The organism is Nocardia sp. NPDC050697 (genome assembly GCF_040654395.1).
GTDB lineage: Bacteria > Actinomycetota > Actinomycetes > Mycobacteriales > Mycobacteriaceae > Nocardia.
Map to the genome: position 1 here is coordinate 16,267 of NZ_JBFAHY010000008.1, position 18,140 is coordinate 34,406.

Sequence of the window (18,140 nt, forward strand, 5' to 3'; positions counted from 1 at the left end):
AGTCTGACAACATCATCTGCATGGCGAAGAACAGCGGCGGAGGCAAGACTCGCTTGCCGATCAAGACGCAGACTATGCGCGAACTAATGTTCAGGTCGGGAGGCCGCTGTGCAATGACCGACTGCGGGCTACCGCTAACATCTCCGACCGGCGGCTGGATCGGCACCGTCGCACACATCGTCGGCGCCGAAAGAGACGCACCACGTGGGGACAGTCCGATGACAGCAGAGGAAAGGGCCGCCATCGGCAACTTGATCCTTATGTGCGCGACCCACGGCCGCGAGGTCGATGCGCCGGATACGGGCGAGGCGAACTTCCCGTTAGAGCGGCTACGCGCCATGAAGGAAAAGCACGAAGCGAAGGTTACCGAGGCAGTCACCGCTGCGATCGAACAAGATCGGGCATGTGTCCAGACGGCTACCGGAGCCATCGACACCGGACTAAGACCAGCGAGAGCCGCTGCTACTGCCGAAGGGTTGCTGGAGTCCCTCTGTCTCGAAGACAAGGAGGACATTGCGAGGTTTGTCGACGCCCTGAACGGTGCCCGGGCAAGTCTGCAACGACTCTCGCAAGTCGCAATCGATACTCTTTCCCAATTGCTTCACCTTTGGCTGCTTGATTGCCGTGACGAGTTACACCGCACGTGCGATTTTGGCGACCCATCAGACGGTGGCCCCTTTCTACCGGTGCAGAACGTTAAGAATCGTGTCATTGACTCCAGGTTGTTCAATATGGGCTTGGACGAGTTGCAGGAACGAAATATAGTCGAGGTGTCTGTGGACGACGATGCAGGAACCGCCGATTACGCCTTCCGCCCCGTGTGGAGCCTATCGGGACGAGACCACTACAATTTTTGGATCACGGCGGCCCACTTCTTGTACGAGGCGTATGGCCTGGAGATCCAGGACTGGATTGCGGGCCTCGACTTTTCAATCTTCGACCGGATAGCCCCGAAGAGCTCAAGAGTGGATTGGCGGTAGCACAAGGGGGGTGATCAAAGGCCCGCAATATCCGTCCCCAAGCACATGGGAACGGCTGGTGGTGCCGAGCGAATGGCTCGGCGCCACCAGCCGTTTCAGCCGATAGCGCGGGTCAGGAGATGAGCGGTGTCACAGCGGGCGCGGTGGATGCGGCCGGGGCGTCGGTGGAACGGAACCGCCACAACGGCAACTCCTGCGACACCACCTCGGGCACCGGGGCCGCATCGGGCTCCGGGACCGCATCGGGCTCCGGGACCGGGGTCACCTCGACAACCGCCCGCGCGGCGCTGTCGAGATCGGCGAACACGTGGTGCACCAGCGGCCCGGTCGTGATCCGCACCGTGCCGGTGAGCGGGAAGAACTCGCCCTCGGTCCGGTTGAACCGGTAGCGCAGGAACACCGGCACCCACGGGACCGCAGGAGGCACCACCGGCATGCTGAGCTCACGCGCGGCCTCGGCCGCGATGTCGAGCCACAACGCGAGGCTGTCGGGGGCCTGTGCGGAGTCGGCGAACACCTTGTGCAGCGCGGACGCCAGGACCGCCGGGATGGGAGTGATGTACATGGTCGAGCACCTTTCTCAGGGATTACATTGAGAGGCGTGGTGTCGGACTCCCCGGAGTTACCGGCTCCGGGGATTCCGGCATCGCCCGTCGTCAGGATGCGAGCTTGAATTTCTTGGGGGCCTCGCCGGTCTGGTGAGCGGTCCCGTCCTTGGTCAGCTTGACCAGGGCGTTGTGGACCGCGCCGCTGGACCGGTTGAGGGCCTTGCCGATCTGGTGCGGGGTGAACTCCTTTCCCGAGTTGTCGTGCAGGAAGTCCTCGACCAGCCCCCGCAACCCACCGGCGGGCAGCCGCAGCACCGTCGACTCCTGCTGCACCGCTGCCGTGACATCGGCCGGGGCCGGGGTGACGGGAGCCGGGGTGGCGGGTTCGTCGCCCGTGGCGGCAACCACCGGGGTCTGCCCGGTGGGGTCGGTGTCGGCGGGCACATCCGTGCCGGGGGCCGCCAGATCGTCGGCCGGGTTGGTAGGGGCGGGCGTCGCGGATTCCGGCGTCGCGGGTTCCGACGCGGCGGGCCCGGCCGGGTCGGCGGGCGGTTCCGGGTCGACGGTGGCGGGCGTGTCCGCGCCCGGGGACCAGGTTTTGGCGGCCCGGGGCGATTCGGGGTCGGCGTGCGACTGTGCGCGACCGGCGGTTTCCCACTGGGCCAGCAGACGCCGCGCGGTGGACGGTCCGACTCTGGCGATTTCGGCCAGCGCGGCGGTCGTGCTGCCGGGGTGGGCGCGCAGCGCCGCCCACAACGCGGGGGTGCTGTCGCGGCGCTGCACGGGCACCAGATCCGACCGCGAACCGGATTCCGGGGTGGGCGCGGGCGGTGCCGGGGGCACGGCGGTGGCGTTCTTCTTCTTGGACATGCAGGTTTCCTTCCAACAGTGGGTTCGGGTGATGTCCCGGTGGGGACGGAATGCGCGCCGATCGGGGCGGTTCCCCCCAGGGGGTCGGTGCTGTTCCGGGATCCATGACCGCTCGATAGGGCGTGTGATGTCAAGCGGAACGTGGAAAACGGTTACGGCCCCCGAATTCCTCTCTGCGACATCTGGAACACGCACGGCACGAGAGGAATTCGACTCGCGGCTATTCCTGTGCGTCGAGGCCGAGCGTCACTTCCGGCGCCCTCGCCGCGGGGCCGTGGCGGGCGAGCACGCGGACCGGAGACGAGGGCCCCGTCGGGGTCTGTTGTGCGCGGCGCGAGAGCGTCCCCGGGATTGTCGGCGAATTCATCGAGCCAGGTGCTGGTGCAGGGTGCCGGTGGTGCGGTCGAGCCACACGCTCACCCCGTGCTGGTGGCTGCCCCGGCGTATGCGGTCGGCGGCACCGGTGGCATAGGCGGCGATGTCGTCGGGGTGCACGAGGTGAATGCGCGGGACAGCATGGCCGCCCGTGCCACCGGTCACGTGGGCCACGGTGTACATGCCGCGCTCGTCGTGGGAGCCGGGGGCGTAGACGACGAACTGATCACCGGTGATGGCGTTGGCAATAACGTAGATCGCTTCGAGGGCCGCCGTGGTGGGGACCAGGAGGCTGTTGTCCGCGAGCCCGGGGGTGGGCGAGACGGGCGCGCCCGGCCGCCGGTTGGCGGAGAGGCGGGTTCCCGCCTCGCGGTCGATGAACCACTGTTCGCCACCGACTCGGGCCATCGTTCCGCCGCGGTGACTCGCGTGCGGTGTGTCGCCGACCGCGTGCCGGGTGCGCAAACGCGGCATTCCGAGTGCGGTGAGGTGGGTGGTCTCCGGTGTCGGCGGGCGGGCGATCCATCCGCCGACGATGACGAACAGTCCCTCGCTGTCCTGTCGTACGAGTGCCATCGGGTTTCCTTTCGTCGGGCTCGCGTGGTGCGGGCGGGTTGTCCGGGGCACAGGGGCGGGGGCTGCCGGGTACGGCCCCGGATTCGGGCGCCCCGGGCGCGGCATGCGCGCCCAGGGCACTCGGAGTACTCAGGCGGCGCGTACGGCGGCGGTGATGGCGCGGCCGATGGCGGTGGCGGTGGTGGCGGGGTCGGTGACCGTGTGCACGGTGACCCCGGCCAGCGGGTCCGGGTCGGCGGTCTCCGGGTCGGTGTTGTGCGGTGCCAGCCACAGCACCGCGCATCCGGCCGCGCGCAGTGCGTCGAGGCGGCGCTGGGCGTTGGCGCGTTCGATGCCCCGGTAGTGCCCGTCGGAGATGATCACCAGCAGACGGGTCGCGCCGGGCCGGGCCAGGGCGAGGGCACCGTCGAGGGCGTTGACTGCGGCATCGATCGCGTGCATGTAGTCCGGGCAGTCGAACTCGGTGACCCGCTCTGGGGCGGTGCCGGGGAAGGTGATCGGTTTGACCGAGGCTCCGAAGGTGACGGTCGCGGTTTCGGCGGGCATGGTGGCCAGTTCGGCGGCGTGGGCGATGATCCACGCGGCCGAGGCCACCGGGGCGGCGTAGTCGCTCATCGAACTCGACACGTCGCAGGCGATCCCGATTCGCAGCGGCGGCACCTTGACGGTCTTGCGAGTGGTGCGGGTGAACGGTTCGGCGGTGGGGATCGCCCCGGCGGCGCGCTGGGCTTGCCGTGCCATCGCGCCCCGCATCCGCAACCGGCCCGGTGGCAGCGCCGAAGTCGTTCTCACCGGGACCCGTTCGCGGGTGGAGGCGGTGTTCAGGGTCCGGGCCAGCACCCGCGCGGCGGTACGCTCTTCCGGGCGGGCCGCGCGGGTCCTGGCGTGGCTCGCCGTGCGGCCCTGCCTCGAGGCGGGGCCGAACACTGCGCGCGCCTCTGCTGCCGCCTCCTCTGCCGCTTGTTCGGCGGCCTCACGCGCATCGGCGGCGACCTCGGCCGGGTCGGGGTCGGCCGGGGAGGCGGCGACCGCGTCGCCGATGTTGGTCACCGTGACCTCGATCGCGGCCCCCAGCACCGAGTCGCGGTCGGGCTCGGCGGGGGTCTCGGGGCCGATGAGGTCGAACCATCGCTGGCCGAGTTCGAGCATGGCGGCGGTGTCGGTATCGGCGACGGTGTGGGCCTCGCGCCAGATGGCACGCAACTTGTCCAGGGTGTCGGTGCCGAGGATGGCCTCGATCGCGGTGGCGGCGGGCGTGCACTCGGACTCTTCGAGGATGCCGCCGTCCTGGCGGGCCAGGATGAGCGCGGCGTTGTGGGCGGCGTTGAAGGGGGTGGGCGGTATTCGGGCGGCGGCGACCGCGCCGCCGTTGTCCCCGATCACGATCTCGGTGGTGCTGGCGCGCAACCAGTGTCGGTCGTCGGGGCGGCGGCGAATCTGGGCGGCCTCGATCCGGGACTCCTCGAGCATGTAGGCGGCCTCGACCACCGCCGGGTGCGCCACGAAGGGTGGCTCCCACCGGGTGTGTTTGGCATGGGCGCACTCGTGTACCAGCGCGCCCCAGACCACCGGGTAGCGGTTGCGGTCGCTGTTGCGTTCGGGGTGCGCGTCGCCGGGGTCGATGGGGAGGTGGGTGCCGTCGATCTCGATCACCGCACGGCTCGGGGTGAACGCTGCCGCATGCCCGAACGCCGCGCCGGGGGCGATGGCCACGGTCAGGTCGTCACGGTCGGCGATCGGCGGGGCCTCGGCCGTCATCGCAGCCGACAGCTTCGCCCATCCGCCGGTCACCGGGACCGACGCCGGGGCGGGCGCGGCGGGGGCGGCGGTAGCGGTCGGGGCGGGTGCAGCGGGGCCGGTGCCCGGGGTGGCGGGGGCAGTGGGGGCGGCGGGCGGGGTGGTGATCACGTGGCCGGTCATAGCGGCGTGCCTTTCGGTGTGGGCGGGTGGCGTGGTCAGAGTCGGGGGCCGAGGGCGAGGGGGGCGTGGCTACGGCCGCACACCCTTTTCACCAAGGCGGCCACGACATCGCGGTCCTCTTCCGGCGCGGCCCCTACGAGGTTGGCCAGGGCGGTGGCCTCATCGGTGGCGGCGGCGATCTTGGCGAATGCGAGCAGCTCGCGCAGCTGCGGGGCCCACCCGACCTCGCCCTTGTCCTTCTGACGGGCCAGCGCCCGGGCCACCGTCACCGCGCGCGAGTCGACCCCGAGCTGGGTGGCGAGGTCGAAGTCGCTGCCCACGGCCACCTGGAACGCGAACCGCGACGCCAGCGCATCGGACAGCACCGCCCCGTGCACGCCGGGGTTGTGCCCGGCCACCACGAAGAAGCCGGGCTCGGCCTTGACCACCTCGCCACGGTGGGCTTTGATCACGATCTCGCGGCGGCCATCCATCGCCGGGTACACCACCGAGAGCACGGTCGGCGGGATGAGGGTCGCGTCGTCGATGAACAGCACCCGGCCCTCACGCATGGCCCGGACCAAAGGCCCATGCACGAAAACGAAAGTGCCATCGGGGTTCTGGGTGTACTCGCCCACCAGATCGGCGACCGTGGTGTCCCCGTCGCCCTGTACGGTCAGCAGGTCACCGTAGGCGGCCTCGATGAGCGAGGTCTTGCCCGTTCCGGGCGGCCCGTACAGCAGCACCGGCACCTCGGCCGTGCGCATCGTGTGCAGCACCTCGACATCGGCGCGCCCGGCGAGCTTGCGCAGGTGGTAGCTCTGCCCGTTCGGGCGGACCACCGTGTTGCCGGTGCGGACCGGGGCCGCCGGTGCCGCCGGTGCGGCGGGCGCGGGCGTGGTGGCCTTCTTCCTGCGGCGTGCCGGTTTGGCCGCCTTGGCGGGGGCCGGTGCTGCCGGGGCCGCAGGCGGGGCCGGTGTCGCGGTGGCGGCGGCCGGTGCGGCGGCGGTGGCGGTGCTGGCGGTGGCGCGGTAGCGGCGGGGGCTGGCCGAGGTGCGGTCGGTGTGCCCGGCCGTTGTCAGCGACTCGAGGGCGTTGCCGACCGCCCCGGAGGAACGGTCGAGCCCTTTGGCGATTTCACGGGGCGACATGTCGCGGCCCGGGTCGGCGGCCAGCGCAGCGGCGACCATGCGCCGCAGCTCCCCGTTCGGCAGACGACCGGCGGCCGGTGCAACGGTGGCGGGTGTGGTGGTCATTGCAACTCCTGGAAATCAGATCCGAATTCGTGCGCCTTTCCGGCACAGGTGCGGCGGGGCCGCCATTCGGATTTCTGCGAATTCCCCGGTGAATTCCGGGAACGGCTCGACGCTAGCTCGACCTCGAACAGGCTCACAACCCCAAAAGTGCGCGAATTTCCCGGAATTTTTCCGGACAAGGACGAGTCACGCAGCGCAATCCGAATGCGAAACGTGCACAGCGACGGCCGAGCGCGAATACAGGCAGTCGACCAAGAAAATAGAAATATAAAGACAGAGACTAGAACGAGAACGAAAAACGGAGGAGGAGAAGGAGTAAGAGCAAATGGACCACGGCCTCCGACGAAGAAATAGATCAGCCGATCAGGGCCAGCGACGCATGTCTATACTGCTTTGTGTATAGACAATCCCGGGTGCCATGCGCGCGAGAATATGACACTCTAGCTGCGGATATAGCGCCTGAAGGTGGGGGCACTTGATCGCCCCACGCATTTCCGCACGTATCTCCGCACGTATTTCGCCACGTAACGACAGAAATGGACCAGCCGGAGTTTCCAGCTTGAGTTTGCGACGTTCAGAAATGGCTCGATTCGATGCGGCCTGAAAAGACGCTTCGGCCGAACCGGGCACCGAAGGGCCGATCGATGGCCGATATTCGCGGCAAATTCGGCTATTCCAACTATCAGGCTACCGGATTTCGGCCGATTTCCAGGTATGCATGGGCTATCGGTTTCCGCCCGGCCGGTCAGGGATGGAGGTGGAGTGGATTCGATCTTCTCCTCGCCGGAGGCGTTCGAGGAGTTCTCGGGTTTCGCGGCTCGGGGTTTCGCCGATCTCGCCGAGTTTGCGGGTCATGAGTGTGTAGGTGCGGGCGAGAGCGGCGTATTCGCCCAGGCGGGCGTGCTGGCGCAGGATGTCGCGCCAGACGGTCTCGTTGTAGGGGTCGGTTTCGGCGGTCGTCTCGAGCAGTCCGAGGGTTGCGCGGGGATCGTGGTCGGTGTCGTGGGTGGCCAGCCAGTCCAGCGCGTTGTGGGCGTCGCGGCGGGCGGATTCGCGCAGTGGTTCGACCCAGGAGGCAGTGAGGTCGTCGGCGAGGTCGCTGGTCGCGATGCCGGTGATGATCCGGCACGCCGCGCTGCGGCCGGTGTCGGTGCTTGCGCGGCGGCGCGCGGCGACAGCGGCGAGGAACTCCCAGTAGTCGACACTCGCCGCGGTGGCCGACAGGCGGCAGTGCAGCCGGTCATCGATCAGTATTCCGGTGACCTGCCCGCCGGTGGCGTTGGTGATCGAGGCACGCAGCCGCGAGAGGGCATTGCTCAGGGCGGCCGAGCGCTGCGGGGAGTGCGCGCCCCAGATCAGATCGATCAACCGAGATCGGCTCAGCCCCTCCGGGTGCAGTGCCAGCAAGGCCACGATCTCGCGGCTGCGCGGCTGCAACTGGCTCGTGACGTCCACCGGTGCCCTGGACTCGGGCGCGGCCCAGAACACTTTCGTCGCCCCGAACACGAATATCGCCAGGGCAGACGAGCCGACCTCGGGCGGGGCGGAGACCGGACGGGACTGCGGCGCCGCGGCGAGGTCGTCCTCGCCCGGCTGGCTGGCGTCCTCGGCGTCGCTCGCGAGGACAGGATCGAGGCGGGGTGGCTCTGTGCTGGGCACCGGTGGCTCCACGGCCACGGGCTCCGGTGCGGATGGCGGCGGCGGGTCGATGGAATAGATCGTCGGCCCGGTGTCGGCACGACGGTTCGGCTGGTCCTGACGGGTTGCGTGGGGTGCGAGCGGCGATGCGAAGCGGGCCGCACGCAGCTGCAGGTGAACGGCGGTGGCGATGAGCCGGGCGGGCGGGAGCAGCTGCGCGGACCGCCGAAGGCGACGTCCCGTCAGGAGCGCTCGGGAACCGGCCCGGGTGACGGGCAGAGTGCCCACGACCGGGACGCCGAGAGCGGTGGCGTAGTCGCGGGTGCCGCCGATGATCACGACGCCCCGGGGGCGGCCGTTACCGGTGAGGGCACGGATGCGCGCGACGGCGCGCCCGGGGTCGATGTGCTCGGCGCGCACGACGAAAAGGCAGGCATCGGCAGCCTCGAGGACCGGGTGCGAGTCCGGCTCGGGCACACCGCAGTCGGCGAGCACTGTCGCTCCGAGACCGCGCCAGTCCACGGCTGGGTCGGTGAGCAGTTGCGCGGCCGGGAGGGCTCGTGCGGGGTCGCGGCGGGGCGGGGCGGCCAGCAGCGCCTCACCGCCGGGCAGGAACTGCACGTGCTCGGCGAGCAGCTCCGGGGTGACGTTCTGGCCGGGGCTGGTCCGGCGTGCCAGGCTCGCAAGCCCGAGATGCGGGTCCGCGCCGACCATCTCGGCGAGCTGACCGCCTGCGGGGTCGGCTTCCACGATCAGCGCTGCCTCCGGGCCGGGCCAAGCGCGGGCGAGGGCGACGGTGGTCGTGGTGGTCCCGGCCCGGGGGCTCAGTCCGGCGACCGCGATCAGCAGGGGCGCCTGCGAGCCCGATCTCATGGCTATCCCTGCTTCTGGAAGTTCGAGATCAGCAGCGCTGTGCCGGTATCGGCGGTATCGGCGGGGCGGGTGTTGATCAGCTGGAGGTAGTCGACGCGCGTGCGGTCCGGGTGCACCTCGGCGATGTGAACGGTCGCGGTGCCCGGCGCGATCTCGCTGATCGCCACGCAATGCCGGGTGCCCGGCGGGATGCTGGCAATGCCCGCGGCGAGGGCATCGGCGGTGATCCCGGTCTCGGGCGCGAGCAGCGGCATCGCCTTGGAGACGTCGCGGTCGATGAAATAGGCGGCCTCGAACGAGGCGATCACCCCGGCCAGCGTGGCGGGGTCACCGGCGCGGTCGGTGACCACCTCCCCCGAGAGCCCGGCGCACGGTCCCTGCACGGCGGTGCTCGGGCTCGGCGGCGCGGCGGTGGACTGGACCTGCTGGCCGGTGTCACGGCTGCCGGTCGGCGTGACCACCACGACCCCGATCAGGACGGCGATAGCCACCCCCGCAACAGCCCAGGCCCCGCGCGGCAGCCGATACCGGCCGCCGCCCCGCCATCGGGACAACCAGCCGATATCGGCCGTTGCGGGAACGTCGGCGTCGCGGAGCGGGGCGAGCCAGACCTCCCGCGACGAGGACGACCGATCCGGCTCCTCGACAGCGACGCCGGGGCCGTCACCGCCCACGACATGGAGCTCCGGCCGGGCCCGAGGCAGATCGACCCACACATCGACCTCGTCATCGGACGGATCGTCGGGATACCTCACCATGCATCTCGCCTCCTCGGGAAGCGTTGCCGCACCGGGTGCTCGACCGCGCCTGCCCGCACCCCGGGGAAGTGGGGTGCGGGCAGGTCTTCCCTCTCGAAGGGGGTCAGGGATGGCTCGCGGGCTCACCGTGCTCGCGCTCGTCGATCGGCCGGGTATGCCGGGGCGCCGGAAGGTCGGTGATGTCCTCGCCGAGGCGGGCGAGGACATCGCGGGTGGCCGAGGCCGCGGTGGCTCGGTGGTCGTCGTGGTACTCGCGCCAGTCCACCTGGGTGCCGCGTTGGCGGTAGGCGATGAGCGCGCGCCGACCCGCCTGGGCGGGCACGATCATGTCGTCGCTGCCGTGGTAGAGGTGCAGCGGCACATGCGGTTTGGTGTGAGCGAGGGTTTCGAGGGCCAGCACGCGCCGCCACCAGTGGTCGTTCCAGGGGTCGGGGCGGCGGCACCAGTGCGCCAGCGGTTGCGGGAACCGGGCCAGCAGCTCGGCGGCGGTGAGGTGCTGGGCCGCTTCGGCGGCGGCCATCCCGTCCTCGGTGAGCACGTGGCGCAGCGAGAGCGTGCTGTAGGCGCGGGAGAGCCCGACCAGTGCGGCCAGCCCGAGCCCGGCGCTCGCACCCCGGCTGACGGCCGGTGCCAGCGCCGCGAGGTCGGAGACCACGGCTCCGGCGGCGATGCCGCGCAGGTCCAGCTCCGGGGCGTACCAGGGCTGCAGCTCCCCGGCGGCGGCGACCGCGCGACCGCCGTCGGCGTAGCCCCACGCCACGAACGGTGCGACGGCCGCGCCGAGGTCGGCGTCGCGGTAGATGGCGCGGGCGAGATCGAGCACGATCCGGCCACCGGCCCGCGCGGCGAGGAACGGGTGCGGTCCCCGGCCGGTGACGCCGAGTCCTTCACCGTCGGGTACCGCCACCACCCAGCCCCGGGCCAGAGCTGCCTCGATGGCGGTGATGTCGGGTTCGGTCCCGACCGCGAGCATCTGCGAGGGCGCGCACGCTCCCCCGAGTCCGCGAAACCCGGGGCAATAGACCAGGATCGCGGTCCGTCCGGGGTCGGCGACCGCCTCGGGCAGCAGCACGATGCCCGAGGCGGCGAAGGTCTCCGACCGCGAGGTGGTGGAGGTGTAGACGACCTGCCAGGCTCCGGCCGCGTCGGCGAGCTGGGGGACGAACACCGGTCGGGTGCGCACCATCGTCCCGGGCTGGTAGCCGTCGAGCTCGGGGGCGTCGTAGAAGGGGTCGAGGGTCACGGGTGGCTCCCGGCGAGGTCGTGGGCGAGGGCGATGAGCCAGGCGACTCCGCTGGCGAGTTGCCCGGCGGCGGCGTAGCCGGTGTGGCGGGCGATGGCGTCGGAGTAGCGCAGCCACACCGCCGGATTCAGTACGTCGGCGTTGTCGGCGAGTAGCTGCCCCCACGCCCCGGACATCTGTCCGGCCAGCTTCGGCAGCTGCCCTACCGGGTCCCCGGCTACTACGGCGGTGATCTGGCCCCAGCGGGCCGAGGCCGCGGTGACCTCGTCCGGGCCTGGCGGCGGGGTGCTGGCGTCGGCCGCCGCGGTGAGCCGCGCCACCAGGCTCGCCTGCGGGGCGTAGTCGACCCCACCCGGCCCGAGGGTGAAGTCCTGATTCACCACGGTGGTCCAGGCGTCCCCGAGCACACCCGACAGCAGGGCCTGGATCGAGCCGAGCGCGGTGAGCGGGTCGCGTAGGTCGGCTTGGGCGGCGACTCCAGCGGCCAGGCGCAGCAGCGCGGCGTGATCGGGGGCCGCGCAGCTGGGGTCGCCCTCGGCGCAGATGTCGGCGACCCGCCCGGTCAGCGCCCCGTAGTCCGAGCCGCCCGCGGCGAGCCCGCTCCCCGAGACCGGGGCGGTGGCGATCTGCACCGCCGCGACCCCCGCCCCGCCGGTGCCGGGGGCCGGGTCGGGGGTCACCTGCCCGGGACGACCGGGGAAGGTCGCCGTCCCGGGAGCGCGATCGGGATCGGCGTAGAGCGCGACCCCCGCGATCCGCTCGGGCCCGACCGGGCCGTCCCCGGCACCGACCGCTCGCGCGAACTGCGAGACGATCTGCGCGCCTTGGGAGTACCCGACCGCGGCGAGCGCGGTCGACGGGCAGTTGGCGGCGATCTGGGCGGCGGTGTCTTCGAGGGCGGCCAGGCCGATGGCGACCGAGTCGGCGTAGGGGACGGGGCCGCCGCCGGTGCCCAGCGCGCCGCCGAATGCTGCGGGGTAGGCGATGTAGGTGCGCTGCACCAGCTGCGGCACGGCGGCCACGACCGGGGCCAGGAGCGCGCCGAGCATCCCGGTATCGGCAGTCTCGGACGCCTGTGGGGAGGACTGGCCGGTGCCCTGGACGCCGAGCACCCACAACGCCGGGCAGCCGGGAACGCTCGCCGGTGGCTGCGCCGAGCCGACACCGGGCCCGCACAGGAGGCTCGTGCAGGCCGCGAGGGCGGCGGCGGTGAGCAGGCCGATCCGCGTCACGGCTGCCCCACTCCCGCGCCCGCGCCGAACCCGGCTCCGATCGTTCCGCCGACGACGGCACCGACGACGGCGGCGGGAACCCCGGCCACGATCGCGCCCGCCAGCGCACCGGCCGCCGCGCCCAGCGCGGTCCCGGCGACCCCGGAGGTGATGGTGCCGATGACCGGCACCTCCACCACGGTGCCCAGCGCCGCTCCGGCGATGCCGCCGATCGTGCCTCCGGCCAGCCCGCCCGCGACCGCACCGGCCGCTGCCGCCGGAGCACCGGCCAGCGCGCCGCCGATCGCGCCCCCGGCTCCGGCTCCGGCGATCGTGGCCCCGGCGACCCGGTCCGAGCGCCCGGCCGGGAGCCCGACCGAGTCCAGGAAGGTCGCGGCCTGGGCCTCGGCGTTGGCGGCGGTCGAGTTGATCGTGTCGCGGACCTCCGGGGGCAGCCACTCCGGGGACGGGGTCTGCCATTGGCCGACCCGGATGGTGTCCGGCGGCGGCTCGATCGGAGCGACCGGCGGCACCGGCTCCGGGGAATGCAGCTCGATCACCTGCACCGACGGCGCGGGAGCGGGCGAAGGCGCCGGGCGCGGGGCCGGGCCGTTGCGGACCTCGGGCGGCTGCTCCGGGTAGACCACGGCGGGCTCCGGCGGAGGTGGGGGCGGAGGCGGTGCGGGCGTGGCGGTACCGGGCTGGGCCGGGGCGGTCACCCCGGGCTGATCGGCGATCGGATCCAGCGTCGCCGCGCTCGCCAGCGGGCCGGTCAGCATCAACGCCACCGGCACCGCGCCGAGTACCAGCAACCGGCCGCCTCGCAGTACCCGCACGCCGTGCTCAGCGCGGCGAGCGGTCGCTGACCGGTAACCCCGTCCTGGGATCGGAACGGTGGACGTGCTTTGATTCGCGATTTCGGGCATGACAAATAACCCCTCGAACGAAGGAGAAAAGGACTGAGAACAGAGTCGGCAATGCGCGTATACGCACACGCGGAATTGCGGGTCGCCCGGCTGCCCGACCACAGCCGGGCGACCCGCTACAGAATTCCTCACATCAGCGCGAGATCGCGCTGCCGATCAGAGGAACGGAAGCACCAGGCCGATCAGCTGGGAGCCCAGCGCCAGCAGATTCGACAGCGCCGATGCGCCGAGATCAACCAGCGACAGAATGCCGTACAGATCCACAGTTCGTCCTCTCAGAGCAGTTTCAGTTGCCCCACCATCACAACCCCGGAAAGTATCGAATGCTAGGACTGCAAGGGTCAGAGAAATGGCCGACCATTTCGATACCCGAATCCGAATGCCCCCTGAGCTGCACTGATGGCGTTAAGAGGTAATGATTTGAGCGGGTTGGGTCGCTGGGTTTTGCGATCCTACAATGTCCCGACGGCCGCGCGGCCGCCTCGGCTGGCCGGTGAGCGTGTGGCCGGATCGGCGTTGCGCAGTGCTCGGACTCGGGTAATAATGTCCGGTTGGGCGCGAGGCGTTCGATGGAAACGCCAGGTTTCCTCAGATCGAGGAAGTGAGGGAGACAATGGCTGAGACTTCCCGCCCGAGGCCCGATGCGCGGTGCACTCGGCGGCCGGGTTTTCACCGCAACAAGATATCGGTCGAGATGCCCGATATCGGCAACTGGACACGCCAGCTCCGGCTTCAACTCCGGCTGTCCCGGCCGGAGGCGGCTCGGCGCCTGCATATCAGTGACGGCACGATCAAAGGGATCGAGACCAAGCAACTCGAGCCCTCGGAGGCGGCCCTGTCCAGCATTGTGGCCGGGTACAACCTCACACGTGGGCAGGAACGATTCACTCGCGAACTCGTCCAGGCGCCGGTTGCCCTGGCACCCCTGGCAGAGCTACGCGAGCGTGCTCGCGCACCGGAGTGCCAAGCAAGAATCGCCCGGCTCGACCGGACCGGGGTGGCGTGTGCGTTCATCGACCCGCTGTGGAACGTGATCGCGGCCAATGGCCATTTCACCGCGTCGTTTCCCGGTGTCCGCGACTTCGAGGACAACCTGGCGCTGTGGCACTTCCACCCCGGCGCGGACGACTCACCCTCGGAACAGATGATCTTGTTCCGCCACGAGGAGTCCGCCTACCTCACCGCGGCGCTGCGAGTGGCGTTCGGGCGGCACCGCGAGGAACCACGCGCGATCGAGCTGCTGCGGCGGCTGCAAGCAGACACCGATTTCAGCTCGCATTGGATCAGCACCGCCGCTGTCGCCTACGGCCGTGGCCCCGACAACCCGCTCCATCTGCATCTGCGCGACAGCAAAGGCATCGGCCTGCGCTACTCCCTGGGCATACAGCTCGGCAATGCCATGCGCGAGGACAACCTCCAGTTCTGCACCGTCCTGCCCAGCCCCTATCTCGGCCCGGTGCCAGCCTGAGCCGTGAGGCTGTGACACCGAGGTCGCAGACGCCTTCGCGGCGAGCTGATGCTGTTGCGTCTCACCAGGTTCGCGAGCCGGGGTCTGCGTAAGCTTCGGGGCATGGGTGGAGTACGGGGAATCAGAGACAGCGCTGTCGCGGCGCTGCGGGGTCGGCGAAGCTCGTCGGCGTTCTTCGAGGGGGCAGTGGTCGCGATCACCGGTGCCGGGGCCGGGATCGGCAGGGCTCTGGCACTCGAGCTGAGTCGCCGCGGTGCCCGGCTCGCGCTGGCCGACATCGACGGTGCGGCGGTGGAGGAAACCCGCGCGTCCTGCACCGGGCCGCATCTGCACACGGTGTCGGTCTTCGACGTCGGGGACCGCTCGCGGGTGCAGGCGTATGCCAACGGCACCGTCGAGCGGTTCGGCCGCGTCGACGCGGTGATCACCAGCGCCGGTGTGCTGCACGTCGGATCGGTCGCCAACTCTCCGCTCACCGACTTCGACGCCGTACTGCGCACCAACTTCTTCGGCACCGTGCAAGTCACCAAAGCCTTCCTGCCCCAACTGCTGCGCCAGGGCGCGCCGAGCAGGATCGTCACCTTCTCCTCGGCGCTGGGGTTGGTCGCCGCCGCAGGCCACGGCCCCTACACCTCGGCCAAGTTCGCGATCCGGGGCTTCACCGAGGCACTGCGCGCCGACCTCACCGGCACCGAGATCGCCGTGGTCGGGGTCTACCCAGGCGGGATCCGCACCTCGATCGCCCGCGCCGCCCTGCTGGCACCGGGCATCGATCGCCACACCACGGTGACCCGCTTCGAACAGCACGTCGCACGCACCAGCCCCGACCACGCCGCGCGCATCGTCCTGACCGGGGTCGAACGGGGTTCGGCTCGCGTGCTGGTCGGAGCCGACGCCCAATTGGCCGAGATCACAGCGCGTCTCGCTGGTGCACGCTACGAGCGGCTCATTAAGCTCGCCGGAAAGCTTTCATGATCGACGGCGGTCTCGGCCGAGCCGTGCAGGTCGCCGATCGCACTCTCCGGGGGGAGGGCCTGTGGCCGCACCGAAATGGCTGCTCATCGAGACCTTCGGCGAGCGGCCCGAGCCCTCGGTGATCGCGGTCGGGCGCAGCCCGAAGCGATTTGTCCCGCTGGAGAACATCGTTCACCACCGCACGACGCTGGCCGAGACCAAACGAGCGATCACCGCCGTCACCGTCGAGCACACCACGATCGACCAGGTTTCCGGCGACCGCTCACGGCGCACCATCGCTGTGCCGCTGGCGATTTCGGCGTCCCGCCTTCACGGCCTCATGGTCTGGTCCGGCTCTCCCGACGAGGTGGTGCCGCCACGAGACCCCGCCGGCGCCTGGCTGTTCGACCTCACCGAAGACACCAGCCTGCGCAGCGATGACCTGCTCACCGTCTACGGCATTCCGCCCGAGCAGCACCCCGAGCAGCGCATACAGTCGATCGCCGGTGTCTACTCCGCTCCCTTGATCTCCAATCACCGAGACGAAGGCACCGCGCTGGCCCGCATCGTCCGGCCCGAGGACGGCCAGGAAACCCAGTCACTGTGGACACTGACCAGCCCGGACGGGCAGCTGCGCGCCCTGCACTACTCCTGCCGCCAGATGAGCGAAACCGGCCCCGACGGCATTGTGCACCACCTCGTGCGGGGCATCACCCACGACATCGGGCCCGCCACCGGCAACCCCGTCGCGCCTCCCTCTAACACCCTCGATGACCGCGTGATGGACAGCATTGCCGACGACGGCGCGTACCGCGCGATCGTCAACCCCACCACGCTGCGGCTCCTGCGCTGGGTCGGCCCGTCCCTGCCCCGCCTCGCCTGGCAGGCGCTTCCCGGCCAGCCCCTCCCCGCCGTGCACCCCGACGACATCGCCGCCGCCCGAGCACTGTTGGACAGCGCGCAGCGAGAGCAATCGACCGGGCACATCCGAATGCGCGCCCTCGACGGGGCCTGGCTCAGGCTCGAAGTCCGCGCGAAGCCGATCGACCTCGATCCCTCGACCACCGCCGCCTTGGTCACGCTGCGCCCTACCAGCGACTCAGGCAGCCCGCAGTCACCCGCTGATCAGAGAGACTGATCCCGCAAGCCGCACAGGGCGCACCTCGCCGCGGACCGCGACCGGCGGTGCCACCGAGCCACGCCTCCTGCGATTCCGCAAGATGGCGGTCGCAATATTGCAGACTTCGCTCCGGGTCACTAGAGTCGCCAGCAAACGCTACCGCTCACCGGAGCGGAGTCCTGTCGGCATCGAATGTCATGCCGCTTGAAGCGCCTGGAACACCTCACTTGAATGCCATGTCCGCGTGGGGGGTTCATCGACGTCGAAAGCGAGCCCATGACTCCATCCCCTTCAGCTCCCGACCATCCCACGATGCCGGATCTCTCCCAGTGGCTCTCCTGGGCTCGTCGACGCGCCGGGCTCTCCCAGGAAGGCGCAGCCCGGGAGGCCGGGATCAGCTACTCGTACTTGAAACGGATCGAGCGCCAAAAGCTACGCCCGACCCGCAAGGTCCTCGACAGCCTCACCGCGGCCTACCGACTCGATCACTGGCAGCGACGCCACGCCCGCGAGCTGTGGGAGCCCTCCGCCGAGCTGCTGCCCGCCGACGAACTCCGCCATCACCTCGCCAATCCCCGGATCCAGGCGCATCTTCACCAGCTCGACTTCCGGAACGTCGCGTCAGCACACCTCGACCCGCTGGAGAACGTGCTGTCCGGCAACCGCTCGTTCCACCTCGCCGTCCCCGGTCTCGGTGAGGCAGACGACAACCTCGCGCTCTGGCTCTTCTCCTCGACTGGCCGGCGAGTCGTCGCGCACTGGAGCTACGAAGCCCGCGAGTGCGTCACCGCAGTCCGCGCAGCGCTCGGACGGTACCGCGACACAACACAGGCGCAGCGCCTCCTAGCCAAGCTTCGAGCCGATGACGACTTCACACGGCTCTGGGCGAGCACCCGGCTGCAGGTCAGCTACAGCCGACACTCCACGACCACCCTGCGCCCCCTCTCCCCCGACGGCCCCCAAGCTGTGCCGATCAGTTTCCAGATCAGCGAGGTCGCCGACCGCGACGACATCCTCGTCGCGGTCGGCATCGACAACAACGCCGCAGCCGCGAGCTGAACCGCAAGAGTCTCGGCCGCAGCACACGCAGGCCCCGGGTGGTCTACCCCAGTGACGGTGCCTAGGCTCGCCGCATGAGCGACCCCACCGACCTCGAACCGGGCACGCCGGTGGAATGGGTCAAGACCCGGAGAAGTCTCGGTGTGTGGTCAGCGAAAGAGCAGGCGGGTGACGTGGCGGGCGCGCTTCTCAAGACGGCGATCGTTGAGCCCGAGTCTGGCCTCGCCTCGCGGTCGACAGATCCACGTCGGCCTCGACGCCCACGGCCTGCATCCGGTGTCGCGCACCTGGATCGACGCGCAAGTCGCCGAAATCCTCATCAGTGCAGCACAGGTGCATGTTGGCGAGAATCGCGAGAAGGTATGCAGCTGACCTTGAGTGCTTCG

The 18,140-nt window shown here is 70.3% G+C and carries 16 protein-coding genes; 6 read left to right on the plus strand and 10 right to left on the minus strand.

Features of this window, described 5'->3' with window-relative positions:
• Positions 1-20 precede the first annotated feature (20 nt).
• Entirely contained in the window at positions 21-980 is a 960-nt protein-coding gene (locus tag AB0H71_RS25260; protein ID WP_357025630.1) for a hypothetical protein, read from the plus strand.
• 112 nt (positions 981-1,092) lie between these two features.
• Here AB0H71_RS25260 and AB0H71_RS25265 read toward each other — a convergent pair whose 3' ends face one another.
• The 10 genes from AB0H71_RS25265 to AB0H71_RS25310 all read right to left on the minus strand — a co-directional run bounded on the left by AB0H71_RS25265 (position 1,093) and on the right by AB0H71_RS25310 (position 13,063).
• Positions 1,093-1,545 carry a hypothetical protein gene (locus AB0H71_RS25265; protein WP_357025632.1) on the minus strand — a complete coding sequence of 151 codons (453 nt, stop codon included), beginning with the start codon at positions 1,543-1,545 and terminating at the stop codon, positions 1,093-1,095.
• A gap of 91 nt (positions 1,546-1,636) precedes the next feature.
• Positions 1,637-2,398 (minus strand): hypothetical protein, encoded by a 762-nt coding sequence (locus AB0H71_RS25270; protein WP_357025635.1) that lies wholly within the window; start codon positions 2,396-2,398, stop codon positions 1,637-1,639.
• 363 nt (positions 2,399-2,761) lie between these two features.
• Positions 2,762-3,349 (minus strand): hypothetical protein, encoded by a 588-nt coding sequence (locus tag AB0H71_RS25275; protein ID WP_357025637.1) that lies wholly within the window; start codon positions 3,347-3,349, stop codon positions 2,762-2,764.
• 129 nt (positions 3,350-3,478) lie between these two features.
• Complete coding sequence (locus AB0H71_RS25280) at positions 3,479-5,269, minus strand: VWA domain-containing protein (RefSeq protein WP_357025640.1); 1,791 nt, start codon at positions 5,267-5,269, stop codon at positions 3,479-3,481.
• Between the two features lie 35 nt (positions 5,270-5,304).
• Positions 5,305-6,504, minus strand: a complete 1,200-nt coding sequence (locus AB0H71_RS25285; RefSeq protein WP_357025643.1) for an AAA family ATPase — start codon at positions 6,502-6,504, stop codon at positions 5,305-5,307.
• 723 nt (positions 6,505-7,227) lie between these two features.
• On the minus strand, positions 7,228-9,015 hold the full coding sequence (locus tag AB0H71_RS25290; RefSeq protein ID WP_357025646.1) for a BTAD domain-containing putative transcriptional regulator: 1,788 nt from the start codon (positions 9,013-9,015) through the stop codon (positions 7,228-7,230).
• Positions 9,016-9,017: 2 nt separating this feature from the next.
• Positions 9,018-9,773, minus strand: coding sequence for a hypothetical protein (locus AB0H71_RS25295; RefSeq protein ID WP_357025649.1), 756 nt, complete (start codon positions 9,771-9,773; stop codon positions 9,018-9,020).
• Between the two features lie 103 nt (positions 9,774-9,876).
• Positions 9,877-11,016 (minus strand): lipase family protein, encoded by a 1,140-nt coding sequence (locus AB0H71_RS25300; RefSeq protein WP_357025651.1) that lies wholly within the window; start codon positions 11,014-11,016, stop codon positions 9,877-9,879.
• Positions 11,013-12,248 (minus strand): cutinase family protein, encoded by a 1,236-nt coding sequence (locus tag AB0H71_RS25305; RefSeq protein WP_357025654.1) that lies wholly within the window; start codon positions 12,246-12,248, stop codon positions 11,013-11,015. Before AB0H71_RS25305 ends, AB0H71_RS25300 begins: the two co-directional genes overlap by 4 nt.
• Positions 12,245-13,063, minus strand: coding sequence for a hypothetical protein (locus AB0H71_RS25310; RefSeq protein WP_357025657.1), 819 nt, complete (start codon positions 13,061-13,063; stop codon positions 12,245-12,247). The genes AB0H71_RS25305 and AB0H71_RS25310 overlap by 4 nt, the downstream gene beginning before the upstream one ends.
• A gap of 784 nt (positions 13,064-13,847) precedes the next feature.
• On the opposite strand from AB0H71_RS25310, the gene AB0H71_RS25315 reads away from it, so the two are divergent.
• The 5 genes from AB0H71_RS25315 (at position 13,848) to AB0H71_RS25335 (ending at position 18,126) form a co-directional block, all read left to right on the plus strand.
• Positions 13,848-14,621, plus strand: coding sequence for a helix-turn-helix domain-containing protein (locus AB0H71_RS25315; protein ID WP_357025659.1), 774 nt, complete (start codon positions 13,848-13,850; stop codon positions 14,619-14,621).
• A gap of 186 nt (positions 14,622-14,807) precedes the next feature.
• The gene (locus tag AB0H71_RS25320) at positions 14,808-15,596 is read left to right on the plus strand and encodes an SDR family oxidoreductase (RefSeq protein WP_357025662.1); all 789 of its coding nucleotides are present in this window, start codon (positions 14,808-14,810) and stop codon (positions 15,594-15,596) included.
• Positions 15,597-15,657: 61 nt separating this feature from the next.
• The gene (locus tag AB0H71_RS25325) at positions 15,658-16,713 is read left to right on the plus strand and encodes a GAF domain-containing protein (protein WP_357025665.1); all 1,056 of its coding nucleotides are present in this window, start codon (positions 15,658-15,660) and stop codon (positions 16,711-16,713) included.
• 294 nt (positions 16,714-17,007) lie between these two features.
• Positions 17,008-17,754 (plus strand): helix-turn-helix domain-containing protein, encoded by a 747-nt coding sequence (locus AB0H71_RS25330; protein WP_357025668.1) that lies wholly within the window; start codon positions 17,008-17,010, stop codon positions 17,752-17,754.
• A gap of 204 nt (positions 17,755-17,958) precedes the next feature.
• Positions 17,959-18,126: a hypothetical protein gene (locus tag AB0H71_RS25335; RefSeq protein ID WP_357025670.1), complete on the plus strand. Its 168-nt coding sequence runs from the start codon at positions 17,959-17,961 to the stop codon at positions 18,124-18,126.
• Positions 18,127-18,140: the final 14 nt, after the last annotated feature.

Bases quoted from the DNA above. Each gene is read 5' to 3' on its own strand.
- AB0H71_RS25260 (WP_357025630.1), top strand. From the start codon at position 21: ATGGCGAAGAACAGCGGCGGAGGCAAGACTCGCTTGCCGATCAAGACG.
- AB0H71_RS25265 (WP_357025632.1), bottom strand. From the start codon at position 1,545: ATGTACATCACTCCCATCCCGGCGGTCCTGGCGTCCGCGCTGCACAAG.
- AB0H71_RS25270 (WP_357025635.1), bottom strand. From the start codon at position 2,398: ATGTCCAAGAAGAAGAACGCCACCGCCGTGCCCCCGGCACCGCCCGCG.
- AB0H71_RS25275 (WP_357025637.1), bottom strand. From the start codon at position 3,349: ATGGCACTCGTACGACAGGACAGCGAGGGACTGTTCGTCATCGTCGGC.
- AB0H71_RS25280 (WP_357025640.1), bottom strand. From the start codon at position 5,269: ATGACCGGCCACGTGATCACCACCCCGCCCGCCGCCCCCACTGCCCCC.
- AB0H71_RS25285 (WP_357025643.1), bottom strand. From the start codon at position 6,504: ATGACCACCACACCCGCCACCGTTGCACCGGCCGCCGGTCGTCTGCCG.
- AB0H71_RS25290 (WP_357025646.1), bottom strand. From the start codon at position 9,015: ATGAGATCGGGCTCGCAGGCGCCCCTGCTGATCGCGGTCGCCGGACTG.
- AB0H71_RS25295 (WP_357025649.1), bottom strand. From the start codon at position 9,773: ATGGTGAGGTATCCCGACGATCCGTCCGATGACGAGGTCGATGTGTGG.
- AB0H71_RS25315 (WP_357025659.1), top strand. From the start codon at position 13,848: ATGCCCGATATCGGCAACTGGACACGCCAGCTCCGGCTTCAACTCCGG.
- AB0H71_RS25330 (WP_357025668.1), top strand. From the start codon at position 17,008: ATGCCGGATCTCTCCCAGTGGCTCTCCTGGGCTCGTCGACGCGCCGGG.